Source organism: Leuconostoc sp. BM2 (assembly GCF_002095565.1).
Classification (GTDB): domain Bacteria; phylum Bacillota; class Bacilli; order Lactobacillales; family Lactobacillaceae; genus Leuconostoc; species Leuconostoc falkenbergense.
Genome location: NZ_MOWQ01000002.1, coordinates 51,624 through 67,533, shown reverse-complemented (window position 1 = coordinate 67,533; position 15,910 = coordinate 51,624). Strand labels below are relative to the sequence as shown.

General features: G+C 40.2%; 14 protein-coding genes. All 14 read left to right on the top strand.

The features are described 5' to 3' along the window. Positions 1 to 102 precede the first annotated feature (102 nt). The gene (locus tag BMG01_RS01435; protein WP_004915986.1) at positions 103 to 441 is read left to right on the top strand and encodes a MerR family transcriptional regulator; all 339 of its coding nucleotides are present in this window, start codon (positions 103 to 105) and stop codon (positions 439 to 441) included. Between the two features lie 12 nt (positions 442 to 453). Further along, a complete protein-coding gene (glnA, locus tag BMG01_RS01430) occupies positions 454 to 1,800 on the top strand; it encodes a type I glutamate--ammonia ligase (protein WP_004915984.1) in 1,347 nt (448 codons plus the stop codon). Positions 1,801 to 2,057: 257 nt separating this feature from the next. Continuing rightward, positions 2,058 to 2,543 (top strand): 5-(carboxyamino)imidazole ribonucleotide mutase, encoded by a 486-nt coding sequence (gene purE / locus BMG01_RS01425; RefSeq protein WP_004915983.1) that lies wholly within the window; start codon positions 2,058 to 2,060, stop codon positions 2,541 to 2,543. Continuing rightward, positions 2,540 to 3,655 (top strand): 5-(carboxyamino)imidazole ribonucleotide synthase, encoded by a 1,116-nt coding sequence (purK, locus tag BMG01_RS01420; protein WP_004915982.1) that lies wholly within the window; start codon positions 2,540 to 2,542, stop codon positions 3,653 to 3,655. The genes purE and purK overlap by 4 nt, the downstream gene beginning before the upstream one ends. Then, positions 3,633 to 4,382 (top strand): phosphoribosylaminoimidazolesuccinocarboxamide synthase, encoded by a 750-nt coding sequence (locus BMG01_RS01415; protein WP_004915981.1) that lies wholly within the window; start codon positions 3,633 to 3,635, stop codon positions 4,380 to 4,382. The genes purK and BMG01_RS01415 overlap by 23 nt, the downstream gene beginning before the upstream one ends. A gap of 2 nt (positions 4,383 to 4,384) precedes the next feature. Beyond that, the gene (gene purS / locus BMG01_RS01410) at positions 4,385 to 4,654 is read left to right on the top strand and encodes a phosphoribosylformylglycinamidine synthase subunit PurS (protein WP_004915980.1); all 270 of its coding nucleotides are present in this window, start codon (positions 4,385 to 4,387) and stop codon (positions 4,652 to 4,654) included. Continuing rightward, positions 4,651 to 5,316 (top strand): phosphoribosylformylglycinamidine synthase subunit PurQ, encoded by a 666-nt coding sequence (purQ, locus tag BMG01_RS01405; RefSeq protein ID WP_004915979.1) that lies wholly within the window; start codon positions 4,651 to 4,653, stop codon positions 5,314 to 5,316. The genes purS and purQ overlap by 4 nt, the downstream gene beginning before the upstream one ends. 3 nt (positions 5,317 to 5,319) lie before the next feature. Further along, positions 5,320 to 7,536, top strand: coding sequence for a phosphoribosylformylglycinamidine synthase subunit PurL (purL, locus tag BMG01_RS01400; RefSeq protein WP_036067628.1), 2,217 nt, complete (start codon positions 5,320 to 5,322; stop codon positions 7,534 to 7,536). Next, positions 7,518 to 9,143 carry an amidophosphoribosyltransferase gene (purF, locus tag BMG01_RS01395; RefSeq protein ID WP_004915977.1) on the top strand — a complete coding sequence of 542 codons (1,626 nt, stop codon included), beginning with the start codon at positions 7,518 to 7,520 and terminating at the stop codon, positions 9,141 to 9,143. Before purL ends, purF begins: the two co-directional genes overlap by 19 nt. Next, entirely contained in the window at positions 9,140 to 10,177 is a 1,038-nt protein-coding gene (gene purM, locus BMG01_RS01390; protein WP_036067630.1) for a phosphoribosylformylglycinamidine cyclo-ligase, read from the top strand. The genes purF and purM overlap by 4 nt, the downstream gene beginning before the upstream one ends. Next, positions 10,171 to 10,761 (top strand): phosphoribosylglycinamide formyltransferase, encoded by a 591-nt coding sequence (purN, locus tag BMG01_RS01385; protein ID WP_004915975.1) that lies wholly within the window; start codon positions 10,171 to 10,173, stop codon positions 10,759 to 10,761. The genes purM and purN overlap by 7 nt, the downstream gene beginning before the upstream one ends. Continuing rightward, entirely contained in the window at positions 10,758 to 12,284 is a 1,527-nt protein-coding gene (gene purH, locus BMG01_RS01380) for a bifunctional phosphoribosylaminoimidazolecarboxamide formyltransferase/IMP cyclohydrolase (RefSeq protein ID WP_036067632.1), read from the top strand. The genes purN and purH overlap by 4 nt, the downstream gene beginning before the upstream one ends. 95 nt (positions 12,285 to 12,379) lie before the next feature. Next, positions 12,380 to 13,555 carry a DNA repair exonuclease gene (locus tag BMG01_RS01375; protein WP_004915973.1) on the top strand — a complete coding sequence of 392 codons (1,176 nt, stop codon included), beginning with the start codon at positions 12,380 to 12,382 and terminating at the stop codon, positions 13,553 to 13,555. After that, positions 13,545 to 15,908, top strand: coding sequence for an AAA family ATPase (locus tag BMG01_RS01370; RefSeq protein ID WP_036067633.1), 2,364 nt, complete (start codon positions 13,545 to 13,547; stop codon positions 15,906 to 15,908). Before BMG01_RS01375 ends, BMG01_RS01370 begins: the two co-directional genes overlap by 11 nt. The last annotated feature ends 2 nt before the right edge of the window (positions 15,909 to 15,910 follow it).

Below are 15,910 nucleotides of genomic sequence, written 5' to 3'. Positions count from 1 at the left end.
ATTGGTATAATAAAAAAATATATGTTAGGTTTCCTGACATATATTTGCAAACAACTAAAATTTCGTATAAAATAAAAGTATCTTAAGCGAAGGGGTATTGTGATGAGCGAACGTGAGTTAAGACGTAATCTATCGATTTTAACAATTGGTACAGTTCGTGAATTGACGTTACTGACTGACCGTCAAATACGGTATTATGAGCAGCAAAACTTAATCACACCAGGACGTGGTAAAGGTGGTCAGCGCCGATTTTCACTAAATGATGTTGATCGATTATTAGCTATTCGTGATTTTTTGGATTCGGGTGATTCTATCAAAGATATTCAAGAAATATTCGCCAAACAACACCGCAAAGCACAAGAAAAACAAGATTCGGAATCAGCACTACGTCGTTCATTACAGAAAGAATTCGCTCAAATTGGGCGATTCGGGGCTCGTTAAGGAAGGAAAATCATGGCTCGCAAAACATTTACCAAAGAAGAAATTAAACAGATCGTTGTTGATGAAAATGTGGAATTCATTCGGGTGACATTTACTGATGTACTTGGTGCGATTAAAAACGTTGAAGTACCAACGTCTCAATTAGATAAAGTACTTGACAACAATTTGATGTTTGATGGTTCATCAATCGAGGGCTTTGTTCGTATCAATGAATCAGATATGTACCTTTACCCAGATTTATCGACATTTATGATTTTCCCTTGGGAAACAGATGGTCATGGTGGTAAAGTTGCCCGTCTAATTGCAGATATTTACACTTCTGATCGTGAGCCATTTGCGGGAGATCCACGTCATGCACTACGTTCAGTACTAGCTGATGCACGTGAAGCTGGATTTACGGCATTTAACGTTGGTACAGAACCTGAGTTTTTCTTGTTCAAACTCGATGAAAAAGGCAACCCAACTACTGAATTAAATGACAAAGGTGGCTATTTTGACTTAGCACCATTGGATATGGGCGAAAATGTTCGTCGTGAAATTGTTTTGACTTTGGAAAAAATGGGCTTTGAAATTGAAGCTGCTCACCACGAAGTCGCTGAAGGTCAACATGAAGTGGACTTTAAATATGCGTCAGCCCTTGAAGCAGCTGACAATATTCAGACATTTAAGTTGGTTGTTAAAACGATTGCACGTAAGAATGGTTACTATGCAACCTTTATGCCTAAGCCTGTTGCCGGTATCAACGGATCGGGTATGCACACTAACATGTCACTATTTACTAAAGATGGTAATTCGTTTGTTGATACGTCAGATGAAATGGGCTTGTCAAAAACAGCCTATAATTTCTTGGGTGGTATTTTGGAACATGCGACTGCGTTTACAGCACTTGCAAACCCAACAGTTAACTCTTACAAGCGCCTAACACCAGGATTTGAAGCACCTGTTTATGTTGCATGGTCAGCATCAAATCGTTCACCAATGGTTCGAGTTCCAGCTTCACGTGGTAATTCAACACGTTTGGAACTACGTTCAGTTGATCCAACAGCTAATCCATATACTGCTTTAGCAGCCATTTTGGCTTCGGGATTGGATGGTATCAAGCGTGAACTAGAGCCTTTGGCTTCAGTCGATAAAAACATTTATTTGATGGATGAGGTTGAACGTGAAAAGGCTGGCATTACAGATTTGCCAGACACTTTGTTGGCAGCCGTCCGTGAGTTAGCAGCTGACGACGTTGTTCGTTCAGCCATCGGAGAACATATTGCAGACAAGTTCATTGAAGCAAAGAAGATTGAATACACATCATATCGTCAGTTTGTTTCTGAATGGGAAACAGATTCTTATCTTGAAAATTACTAAAATAATTATTTTAAAAAGCGCTTGTCGCTTTTTTTTTGTGCTCAAAAAAATGTATTTTAAATTGTTTTTGAAAGCGCTAATAAACTTAACATTCGGTTATTTTTGTTAAAATGCGTAAAAATCCAGCAAAAAGCGAACTATAAACAATAAACTGTGAAAATTCTTATTTTAAAACGAACACAATTGATTGAAAATTTGTTAAATTAGTATCATAAATGAATGATTAGTGATGCGGAACTAAAAAGAATGGAGAAAAAATGACACAAGTAGCCGTTGTAATGGGGTCAACCAGTGATTGGGAAAGCATGAAGCAAACAGTCATGCTTTTAAAAGAGTTGGGTGTTAGCTACGAAAAGCACGTGATTTCAGCTCACCGTATGCCCGTACATTTACAAAATTTTGCTGAAAAAGCACGCGATAATCATTTTCAAGTCATTATTGCTGGTGCGGGTGGCGCTGCACATTTACCAGGTATGCTAGCTGCTAACACCACCTTACCAGTGATTGGTGTTCCTATGAAATCACATGCTTTAAACGGCATTGATTCGTTGTTATCGATTGTTCAAATGCCAGCAGGCGTTCCCGTTGCAACAGTTGCAATTGGTGATGCTGGTGCTAAAAATGCAGCCATTTTGGCAGCCCAAATAATCGCATTATCTGATGATGAAGTATTGGCCAAGTTGACTAACTTCAGGCAAGCTCAAACACAACATTCAGTTGACAGTGAAAAGGAGTTGAAATGACGCATAGTATTTTACCACCAGCAACCATTGGTATCATTGGTGGTGGGCAACTTGGGCGTATGATGGCATTGGCTGCAAAACCAATGGGTTACACTGTCATTGTGCTTGATCCAACACCACAGTCTCCAGCAGGGCAGGTAGCAGATGATCAAATTATCGCAAGCTATGACGATGTGAGTGCCCTAAAAATTCTAGCTAGTCGCAGTGACGTGCTAACTTATGAATTTGAAAACGTTGATCGCGATGTTTTGGAAAAGTATGCCTCAAAAATTTTGCCACAAGGGGTTGATTTGTTAAGAATTACCAGTGATCGCATAGCAGAAAAAACGTTTATTCGTGATGAAGCAGGTGTGCCAGTCGCACCATTTCAAATAATTGATTCAGCTGAACAGCTGAAAACGGTAACGACGCCTTCAATTTTAAAAACGGTTAGTGGTGGTTATGATGGGCATGGTCAATGGCAACTTAATACACCATTCGAAGCATCACAATTAGCTGATAATTTTCCAGGTGGTCGACTAATCTTGGAAACACTGGTCAATTTTAAGCAAGAGGTTAGTATCATGGTTTCTCGTTCTCATGATGGACAAATAACGACATGGCCAATTGCAGAAAATGTGCATCAAAATCATATTTTAAAGTACACAACCGTTCCTGCTAAAATTTCTAGCACATTGCGCAAAAAGATCATCGAGATTGCTCATCAAATTGCTAAAAAAATTGATTTGCGTGGTATTTTGGGTATTGAATTATTTGTCAATGACGAGGAAGTTTGGGTAAACGAGTTGGCCCCACGGCCTCATAATTCAGGGCACTTTACTATTGAAGCAACCAATGTTTCTCAATTCGAAGGTCATATTCGAAGCATTGTAGGATTGCCACTGCCAGAGATTACGTTAACGCAGCCAGCAACAATGTTGAATTTATTAGGTGATGAATTGACGCAGGCAAAGGCCGATTTTAAAAATCATCCAGAATGGCATTTTCATGATTACGGCAAGGCAACGATCAAGGCAGATCGTAAAATGGGACACATTACGGTGCTAGGTGATGAAAACGGGCAAGCATTAATCGCATGGGGTAAACAACATGAACAACGTAACAGACTATAACAATCAAACGATAACACGTGGTGATTTGAAGTATCAAGGAAAGGCTAAATCTGTTTATTGGACAAGTCAGGCAGATATTTTGTGGTTACATGATACAAACCAAGCAACAGCTTTAAATGGTAAAGTTCATGAAAATATTTCTGATAAAGGCCGCCTTAATAGTGCAATTTCCTATCTCTTATTCAAGCACCTCCATCAACATGGCGTTGCAACGCATTATTTAAAACACATCTCAGAAACGGATGAGTTGGTTGAAAAATTAGATATCATTCCCGTTGAAGTCGTGGTGCGAAATTTTGCTTCAGGTCATTTCGTCAGTCGATTTGGTGTCGCGAGCATGACTGAGTTAACACCAATTGTGCAAGAATTTTACTATAAATCAGATGCTTTGGATGATCCATTTATTAACGATTCACAACTTATTGCTTTGCATTACGCAACAGCTGAAGAAATTAAATCGCTTCGCTTGAAAAGCGCTGAAATCAACGATATATTGAGACGTCGGTTTGCAGAAATTAATATTGAGCTGATTGACTTCAAGCTGGAATTTGGTCGAAGAGCTGATGGCAATATGATTCTCGCGGATGAATTGTCACCAGATAATATGCGTTTGGTTGACAAAACAAGTGGTCAATCACTTGATAAAGACATATTCCGCCAACACAAAGGTGATTTGACGGTCGGTTATCGTGAAGTATTACAGCGTTTAGAAAAATTGGAGAAATAAACATGTACTTAGCCAAAATTTATGTTACCTATAAGCCATCAATTCTTGATCCACAAGGTGAGGTCATCAAATCAGCCCTGACACGACTGGATTACACTGGTATTTCGCAGGTATCACAGGGTAAGTATTTCGAAGTGAAATTGGATGCACGAGATGTTGAAGCGGCAACTGCTGAAGTGAAAAGTTTTACCGATTCACTTTTAATTAACCAAAATACAGAAACCTACCGTTTTGATTTATCCATTGTCAATGAAGACGAGGCAACCTTATGAAAGCAGCAGTAATTAGATTTCCAGGATCAAATTGCGATTTTGATATGTTATATGCTTTGCAAGATTTTGGTATTGACGCCGAAATCCTTTCAGCTGATAATAACGACCTCAATGACTTTGACGCCGTCTTTTTACCAGGTGGTTTTGCCTACGGTGACTATTTGAGAACTGGCGCCATTGCAAAGTTTTCGCCAATCATGGCGGCCGTTATTCAAGCGGCTAACGATGGTAAATTAGTGGTGGGTGTCTGCAACGGATTCCAAATTTTGACTGAAGCTGGTTTGTTACCTGGTCAATTGCAAGTTAACAAGGTACCGGGTTTTATTTGTGAAGATGTTGAGCTGTTGATTGAAAATCCAAATACAGCGTTCACAAATGCCTATGAAACAGAATCAATTATGATTCCAATTGCTCACGGTGAAGGTAATTACTATGCTGATGACGCAACATTAGCGCAACTGGAAGATAATCATCAAATTGTTTTCCGTTATGCTCAAAATCCTAATGGTTCGGCACATGACATCGCTGGCATTATGAATGAACGGGGCAATGTCTTTGGCATGATGCCACATCCAGAACGCGCAGTAGACGCAGTAACAGGCAATGTTGATGGACAACCATTTTTCAAAAGCATTTTGTCAGAGATAATAGCGGGAGATTAGGACATGCATAGTGATAATGAGATAACACCCGAAATGGTCCGTGATAGTAAAATTTATCAGCAATGGGGTTTGACTGATACGGAGTACCAACTTATTGTTGATACACTTGATCGCTTACCTAATTATACTGAAACAGGTATTTTCTCTGGCATGTGGTCAGAACATGTTTCTTACAAAAAGTCCAAGCCAATTTTACGTCATTTTTGGTCAACTAATGAACGTGTTTTGCAGGGGCCGGGTGAAGGTGCCGGTATATTGGATATTGGTGATAATCAAGCAGTAGTTTTCAAAGCTGAGAGTCATAATCATCCGTCATTTGTTGAGCCTTATGAAGGCGCGGCGACTGGTGTTGGTGGTATTTTACGCGATATTTTTTCAATGGGAGCCCAGCCTATTGCTGTACTAGATTCGCTACGTTTTGGCGAACTTGATAACGCACACACACGCCACATTGTTGACGGTGTGATTGCTGGTATTGCTGGTTACGGTAATGCGATTGGGATTCCCACAGTTGGTGGTGAAATTGGTTTTGACCCAGTTTATGCGGGTAATCCATTAGTTAATGTAATGGCTGTTGGACTAATGGATCAAAAGGGTATGCAAGTCGGTCAAGCCAAAGGTGTTGGTAACTCAATTATTTATGTAGGTGCCAAAACTGGGCGCGATGGGATTAACGGGGCATCATTTGCATCGGCCGAATTTTCAACTGAACATGAGTCAGATCGTTCTGCTGTTCAGGTTGGCGATCCATTTCTAGAAAAATTAGTGATGGATGCCACTTTGCAAGCAGTTCGCGATCATTCAGATATTATTGTTGGTATTCAGGATATGGGTGCTGCTGGTTTGTTATCTTCTAGTTCAGAAATGGCCTCAAAAGCTGGTATGGGAATTGATTTAGACTTAAACCAAGTGCCACAACGTGAAACAGCGATGACGCCTTATGAATTGATGTTGTCCGAATCCCAAGAACGCATGTTATTTGTTGTTAAAAAAGGGGAAGAGCAAGTTATATTAGATTTGTTCAAAAAAGCCAACTTGGATGCTGTCATTATCGGTCGTGTGACGGATGATGGTCGCTATCGTTTACGTTTCAATGATCAAGTAGTGGCTGATGTGCCCGTTGACTTTTTGACGCATGCCCCTAAACAAGATTTGCCAATGGTGGCGCCTCAACGTTTGGCTATTTTGAAAGCAGATCAATTCGTACCAGATGTAACTGATTTAAAGCAAACAGTCCTTGATTTAGTTGGTCAACCGACGATTGCTTCAAAAAGTGATTTGTTCCGTCATTTCGATTCCCAAGTTCGTGCTGATACGGTCATTAAACCTAGTGGTGATGCTGCTTTAGTCAGGATTCGTGGGACTAAGAAGGCACTAGCAATGACGACCGACGTGAATGCACGATATTTGTACTTAAATCCTAAAGTAGGCGCTAAAATGGCTGTTGCAGAGGCAGCTCGTAATATCGTTGCTACTGGAGCAACACCAATTGGCATCACAGACGGATTGAATTTTGGTTCACCGGATAATCCGGAAGTGTATTATGAATTGGCTCAAGCAGTTGATGGCATTAATGAACTTGCAAAACAACTCAATACACCAATTATTTCTGGAAACGTATCACTTTATAATGAAACGGATGGTCAAGCCATTTATCCGACACCAATGATTGGCATGGTTGGTTTGCTAACTGATGTGTCAAAAGCAACACGGATTGGATTCCAAAATGCCGGCGACAGCATTTATATCATTGGGGAAACGAGCGCTAGTTTCAATGGTACTGAAATTCAAAAAATGCAGACAGGTACCATCGACGGGCAGCTTTTTGAATTTAATGATCATGATGAAATTACCAATCAAAAGCTAGTATTAGCAGCAATAGAGCAGTCATTATTAGCTAGCGTACACGATTTATCTGAAGGTGGTTTGATTGTTGGTTTATTGGAAAGTGCATTTGCTGGTCATTTAAGTTTCAATGTTGTCACTGACATGACTTCAGAGTTCCTATTTGCTGAAACACCTAGTCGTTTCATTGTTTCCGTGGCACCCCAAAATCGTGATGCTTTTGAAAAACTAGTGGGTGAGTCAGCTCAAAAAATTGGTGAGGTATCTGATGAGGATCAAATGACGATTCAATCAAGTGACCAATTATTGCAGTTATCACGACAAGAAACTCAAACCATCTATCAGGAGAGCATTTCATGGCGATTAAAGGCATAATGACAGATATTAACACACAAGCGAATCAGGCAATGAGAACTGAGCAATCACGCGTCAATGTTCGAAGCCTTAATGAAGAATGTGGCATATTTGGTGTTTGGGGACGGAGTGATGCTGCGCAGCTGACCTATTATGGCTTACATGCATTGCAACATCGTGGTCAAGAAGGTGCTGGGATTGTATCTAATCGTTCAGGCCATTTGTGGCAGGAAAGAGGACTTGGCTTATTAAGTGACGTCTTTCGAGATCCAAGCAGAATAGAAGCCCTGCAAGGAAACAGTGCAATTGGACACGTTCGTTATGCGACTGCTGGCTCTCATGGTATAGAAAATATTCAACCACTCATGGTCAACTTTCACGATATGCAAATTTCACTTGCACACAATGGTAACTTGACTAATGCCTTGACATTGCGCGAAAAGCTCGAAGAAGAAGGCGCCATTTTCCAGTCATCGGCTGATTCAGAAATTTTATTGCATTTGATTCGTCGTTCTAAAGCGTCAACATTTGTTGACAAACTTAAAGCTTCACTCAATGTTCTCCGCGGGGGATTTGCTTACTTGCTGTTAACCCCGCACGGGTTGTACGCGGCGCTTGACCCCCATGCTTTTCGACCTTTTGTGGTTGGTCAAATGCCGGATGGCCAATACATTGTGACTTCTGAAACTGCAGCATTAGACGTTGTTGGCGCTAAATTTTTGCGAGATGTACAACCTGGCGAACTGCTGATTATTGATGATAGCGGACTCACGATTGACCATTATACTGATAAGACGACGTTAAATATCGATGCGATGGAATATATTTATTTTGCTCGACCTGATTCATCAATATATGGTGTCAATGTTCATCAAGCCCGCAAGCGTATGGGAGCAGCTTTGGCAGCTGAACAGCCTGTGAAGGATGCCGACATTGTGGTCGGTGTTCCCAACTCAAGTTTGAGCGCTGCCGCTGGTTTTGCAGAAGCTACCGGCCTACCAAACGAAATGGGTTTGGTAAAAAATCAGTATATTGCTCGAACATTTATTGAGCCAACACAAGATAAACGTGAGCGTGCAGTACGTATGAAATTAAGCGCGGTTCGTGATGTCGTTCGTGGACAAAACGTTGTTTTGGTTGATGATTCAATTGTTCGTGGTACAACATCAATGTACATCGTTCGCATGCTAAAAGAGGCGGGAGCTAAGTCAGTTCATGTGCGCATTGCGAGTCCGATTTTTAAATTTCCTTCTTTTTATGGTATTGATATGCAAACGACTAAAGAGTTAATGGGCGCTAACCACTCATTGACAGAAATGACCGACATGATAGAGGCTGATTCACTAGGATTTTTGTCGGTAGATGGCTTGGTGTCAGCGATTGACTTGCCATACTATGGTGAGGGGACAGGATTGACCACAGCATATTTTGATGGACATTATCCTAGCCCAATATATGACTATCAAGCAGGATTAGCGGATTTTGAGGCACGTCACGAAGTTGATTTTGCACCAGAGCCAACCACAACTTATCATCCACATCAAGTCAGATCTTTGCGTAATCAAGATATTTTGGCAGATGGAACTGTTCATCTTGATGCACAACCAATTATGGGAGGAGAACGATGACCAACGAAAATGCCTATCAGAAGGCTGGCGTGGATATCAAAGCTGGTGAAAAAGCTGTTGATTTAATGCAAGATGAAGTTGCTAAGACATATAACGATAATGTTTTGAGTGGTATTGGCGGTTTTGGTGCGGCTTATGCACTTGGTACAGACTACAAAGATCCAGTACTGATTTCAGGCGCGGATGGTGTTGGAACAAAGTTATTGTTGGCGATTGCGGCGAATAAGCACGACACCATTGGCCAAGATTTAGTTGGTATGGTGGCTAACGATATTTTAGCTCAAGGTGCCAAACCGGCATTCATGTTGGACTATTTAGCGGTTGATAAAATGCGACCGGAAGTGGTCGCTGAAATCGTACAAGGCATAGCACATGCAGCCAAAGAATCTGGTATGGCTCTTATTGGTGGCGAAAGTGCTGAATTGCCCGGATTGTATGCTAAAAATCACTACGATCTAGCTGCATTTGCTGTTGGTATAGCAGAGCGGGATCAGTTATTGAAACCAGAAAATGTTGATGTAGATGATATTTTAATTGGTTTGCCATCGTCAGGCATTCATTCAAATGGCTACTCATTAGTTCGCCACATTTATCATATTGATAATGAATCAGCCTTTCAACAGCTTGATGAGCAATTGCAAACGACTTTGCTGACGCCAACAGCATTATATGCTAAATCGGTATGGCCATTAGTTCAAGCAGGTCTGGTACAATCAATGGCGCATATCACAGGTGGTGGGTTAGTTGAAAATTTGCCTCGTGCCTTTCCAAAACATCTATCAGCTGAAATTAGTTGGGGATCATGGCCCATACTGCCCATTTTTGATGATTTACAAAAACGTGGCAATGTTTCTCTCGCAGATATGCTATTGACGTTTAACAATGGCTTAGGTTTAGTATTGGTAGTTAAACCTAGTCAATTAGCAGATGCCATGACGATGTTGACTGAAAACGAACAACCTGCTTATCTATTAGGTAAAATCACTGACCGTCAAAAAGAAGCTGTGGTGTTTACAGGAGTAGCACCATGGTAAAAAAAGTTCGATTAGCAGTTTTTGCCTCTGGGACTGGCACAAACTTTCAGGCATTAAATGACGCCATTATACAACGCAATCTAAATGCTGAAATTGTCAGATTAGTGGTTGATCATTCCAAAGCTGGGGTGCTCAACTTAGCAAAAGTATTTGGCGTGCCAACCACGACAATTATTTACAGTCACTATCTTGACAAAACAGCTGCTGAACAAGCGATTATTGACCAGCTGGAATCAGATCAAGTTGATGGTATTTTACTGGCAGGTTACATGCGCATTTTGACACCATTATTAATCAATCGTTATTTGGGTAAAATCATCAATTTGCACCCAGCGATGCTGCCTAGTTTTCCCGGGCGGCACAGTATTTTGGATGCGTTTGAAGCAGGTGTCGATAAGACTGGCGTCACAGTGCATTTTGTTGACAATGGCATTGATACTGGCGAAATTATTGCGCAAGAAGTGGTGCCAATTAAAAAAGACGACACACTTGAACAACTGGAAACGCGTATCCATCATGTGGAACACGTTTTATACCCGAACACACTAGAAAAGTTATTAAAAGAAGGAGTATTTTTAAAATGACCCGTGCATTACTAAGTGTTTCCGACAAAAAAGGTTTGGTACCATTTGCTAAAAGTTTAGTGGAATTAGGTTATGAGTTAGTGTCAACAGGTGGGACACATAAAGTGTTAGCAGAGGCTGGCTTGGAAGTATTGGCAATTGACGAAGTCACAGATTTTCCTGAGATGTTAGATGGGCGTGTCAAGACGTTGCATCCACGTGTGCACGCTGGTTTACTAGCACGTCGTGATTTGCCAGAACATATGGCCAAATTAGCAGAATACGATATTACGCCAATTGACATTGTGGTTGTGAATTTATATCCGTTCAAGTCAACGATTCAAAAAGATGGGGTCACAGAAGCAGAAGCTATCGAAAATATTGATATTGGTGGGCCATCAATGTTACGTTCAGCTGCTAAAAATTTTGCCGCTGTTTTACCAATTGTTGATCCAGCTGATTACGATGATGTTATTAACAAATTGAAGTCTGGTTCAGTGGACCAAACCTATCGTCGTAACCTAGCAGCCAAGGTATTTCAACATACGGCGTCATACGATGCCTTAATCGCTCATTATTTGACAGAAACAGAATTTCCAGAAAACCTGACACTGCCGTTTGAAAAATTTGATGATATGCGTTATGGTGAAAATCCTCATCAATCTGCCGCAGCCTATCGGAATGCCTTGCCTGAGGCATATTCAGTGCTCAATGCGGAAATATTGCATGGGAAGCAATTGTCATATAACAACATTCGTGATGCGGACGCTGCGTTGCGCATTATTGCAGAATTTGACGAAACAACTGTGGTGACAGTTAAACATATGAATCCAGCTGGCATTGGTCAAGGTGCAACGGTTGAAGCAGCGTGGGATAAGGCTTTTGCTGCTGATGATATTTCAATTTTTGGTGGAATTGTTGCATTAAATCGAGAAGTTGATGCCGTAACTGCTGAAAAAATGCACAAGATATTTTTGGAAATTATCATTGCGCCAAGCTTTACACCAGAGGCTTTTGAGATTTTGTCTGCTAAGAAAAACTTACGTTTGCTGACGTTGCCATTTACTACTGCAATCCCGCAAGCGCTTGAAGTTACCTCTGTACTTGGTGGTGCCGTTGTTCAAGAACGCGATTTGGTGGAAGAGTCAGCGGATTCGTTCAAGGTGGTATCAAAAGTTGTACCAACAGAGGAGCAGTTAAAGGCCATGATTTTTGCGCAAAAAGTTGTTAAACATGTCAAGTCTAACGCAATAGTTGTGGCGAGAGATGGTCAAACTTTGGGTGTTGGCGCAGGACAGCCAAATCGTATTGATTCCGTTGTTTATTCTATTCAAAAAGCTGCCAATAAGTCAAATCTTAGCGATGCGGTATTGGCATCCGATGCCTTTTTCCCGATGAATGATTCGGTGCAATATGCTGCTGAACATGGTGTTAAGGCAATTGTTGAACCAGGTGGATCAATCAAAGACCAAGATTCAATCGACAAAGCTAACGAGTTAGGGGTTGCGTTAGTCTTTAGTGGTACCCGTCACTTCAAACATTAAGCCTTCAAAACGCTCAAACGAGCGTTTTTTTATTGAAGTCATCTTGAAATTTCGGTATACTAATCATACGAACAAATATTCGCTTAGGAGTGACAATGAAATTTATTCATGCAGGGGATATACATTTGGGTAACCCATTTTCGGGGTTGGACGGGCAGTTGCCCGAAATGTTAAAAGAAACGGTTCATAAGGCAACTATCACTGCTTTCATAAAGTTAATTGATGCTGCAATTAGTGAATCAGTAGATTTTGTATTGTTTCCAGGCGATTTGTACAACGCTGCTGAAAATAGCGCCCAAATTCAAAGTATTGTGAATCAACAATTTAATCGGTTACTGGAGGCAAAAATACCGGTTTATTTGAGTTTTGGTAATCATGATTTTGAAGCAGATCGACGACAACATTTGCCTTGGCCAGTTAATGTTGTTGTTTTACCTCAGCAGGTTGTGACGCAATCGTTAACGATAAAAAGTGGTAAACGTGTCGCAATTACTGGATTTAGTTATCAGACTCAGCAACAAGCAACTCGTATTATTGATGATTTTCCTCAAAAGAATCGACAATTTGATTATCAAATTGGTATGTATCATGGGTCTGTTGGTACGGAGGGGTCATCTTATGCACCGTTTTCTGTTGGTGATTTACTATCTAAAAACTATGACTACTGGGCACTGGGCCATATTCATAAGCGACAAACACTGAATCAGCGGCCCTTTGTTGGATATTCAGGAAATTTGCAGGGGTTGAATCTCACAGAAACTGGGCCAAAAGGTTACTATTTAGTTAGTGATGATACTGGTCGTTTGGTACCTACATTTGTTGCTGTGGCACCAGTTGTTTGGCATGAAGTGACTTTTGATCACGTTGCAGATGAACTGGATTTGATTCAGCGTGCCAAAACATTGTCTGATGATGAAGTTGGGTTTTGGACCATCAATATCTCTCAGACAAGTGACCCTGAATTTATCTCTCGTATTACACACGGCTTCACACTGGAAGGCTTGCGTGCCAATATGGCTTCAAACGTGTGGATTGTTCGTTTAAATCTGATTATGGATTATCAATCAGCACAAATTAACGACGTGATTGATCAGCAATTTTGGGAAAACTCATTGACGCAATTGATGTCTTCATTTGAAGTGAATGATTATTTACCAAATCAAGTGCCTTTTTTTGTGCGTGATTATTTTACGACATCAGCCGGTAAACATTTGTTGCGTCAACGGATGACGGAATTAATTAGCGAAAGGCGACACTTACATGAAGATTAAACAAGTTCATATTAGTGGTTTTGGCAAATGGTCTCAGGTGGCATTTGATTTTAACAGTCAATTGCAGATAATTGTTGGTCAGAATGAGTCCGGTAAATCAACCTTACGCGCATTTATTGTTGGTATTTTATTTGGTTTTCCAAGTAAAAAACAATCAAAAAATGTTTATGATCCCCAAGATGGCAGTCGCTATGGTGGTGATTTGGTGGTTGAGACTGCTAATGGTGATTTTCGCATTGCACGCTTTGATCGAACACAAAGTACTTTGACAATTACCCGTCTTGCAGACCAACATGAAATAACAAATCCAGAGGAATGGCTAAGCAATGAATTATCGCCTTTAACAAGGCAATCTTTTGATGATATTTTTAACTTTAGCGAGCAGGATTTGATACAAATGAAACAAATTTCTGCACCAGATTTACAAAAACTATTATTAAATCTCGGCGCAGTTGGCAGCACACAATGGCTTGAGACAGCAACTGAATTTGATAAGAAAGCAGATAAATTATTTGCGTCACGTGCCACAGGGAGACGATCACTTAATCAAGCGGTCCATTCATACGAAGTTAGTGAGACCGAATTGACAAAGCAATCAGAACAGTTGAAAATTTTTTTAGATGATCAACAGACTGTTTCAGAGTTGACACAAGCAGTTGCCATGTTAGAAAAAGAATTAGATAAATCCCAAGAAAATATTAATCAGCTAACGCAATTGCAACGGCAATACCGACTGTTTTATGAAGCGCAACAAATTGAGAGAAAGCAGGTTCGTTCAGTCTCAGAGTCAGATTTACAGCATGCGGAGCAATTGCAAGTTGAAATTGATCTTTTGGCAAGCAACATTCGTCGTCAAGAGCAAGATCTGAGTGTACAACCCGAATCTGCAAGTGAAATTGAAGACAGTAATAAACGGTTGATGACTATAAAAATGATGGCCAGCCAACTAGTGAATGATCAGCGACAGCATGATGAATTATTGGCGCAACAAAAAGCAATTCAAGCACAGTTTGCAACCAATAAGGTGCCAGAATTACTGACAGCCGATGATGATCAACGGCTGTCAAACTACAAAGTCCGATTTATTGGAATGGTTAGTGGGGCAATTTTGTTAACTATTGCAGTGTATTTGGTGGTAACACCCATTTGGCTATGGTTGATGGTCGTAATTGTACTTTTGAGTTTTATTATTAGATTTGTAGTGAAAAATAATAGTGTGATTAGTGATATTAAAAAGCAGTATTATCCTTTAAATGGGACACAGATACGTGCTGTTCAGCCTAGTATTGAACATTACCTTAAGCTTGACAATTCTTTGACAGCCATTAATCAAAAAATTGACTTGCAAACAGTTCACATTAATAAAGCACTACAATCCTTAGCCAGAGATCTAAATGTGGCGTTAGCATCACAGGCGATTCATGACTCAGTGGATCAACTGGCGCAAACGATTCAAAATCGTGTTTTAGTAAAGCAGAATGAAAATGTTCTCAGGCAACAACAGCAATCACAACTGGATAATATGATTGAAGCGTCAAGTATATCTTTAAATCAAAAAAAGCTTGATTTAAAAGTGATTTTTCAGAAATATGATGTTGAAAAAATGACTGATTTGCAAAATTTGGATATTGCTTATCACGAGCAAATGGTTAACGATCATCGGTATCAAGCAATGATTCAACAAATACCTGCTCAAGACCAAAAAAAATTGTCAGCGTTTGAGGATGCGCAAGCACTTTCAAAAAATCTGGAAAACGAGCATAATAATCTTGCCCAAATAAAGCAGCATTTTGCGGAAGAACAGGCAAAATTGGCGCGCATTCAGGCACAACAGATGCAACGCGTTAGTAATGATGATTTCATGGTAATGCAACAAAAGGTTGCAGACCAAAAAACTGAACTCATCACTCAATTTAGTGAATATTTGGCGCAAAAATTAGCAAATCGTTGGATTTACAGTGCTTTACACGCTGCTTCACAAAATCGTTTTCCTAAGATGATGAAATTTGCGACAGAGTACTTTAGTCAATTAACCGTAAGGCGTTACCAACACATTAATTTTGAAAAAGACGAAATTATTGTAACTACTGCGCGCCATGAGTCATTTAACGTGATGTCGTTATCTACTGGTACTCAGGAACAGCTTTACGTTGCGATGCGTCTTGCATTGGCTCGCGTTATTGCTGATGTGATTAATTTCCCTATGGTAATTGATGATGGATTTGTCAACTTTGATCCACAGAGACGTGCTATTATGCTTGATATGTTAGCCCAATTGTCAGACAAACAACAAATTATTTATTTGACAACTAGTGTAGAAACCAACGATTTTCCAAATATGATAAAATTGTAATA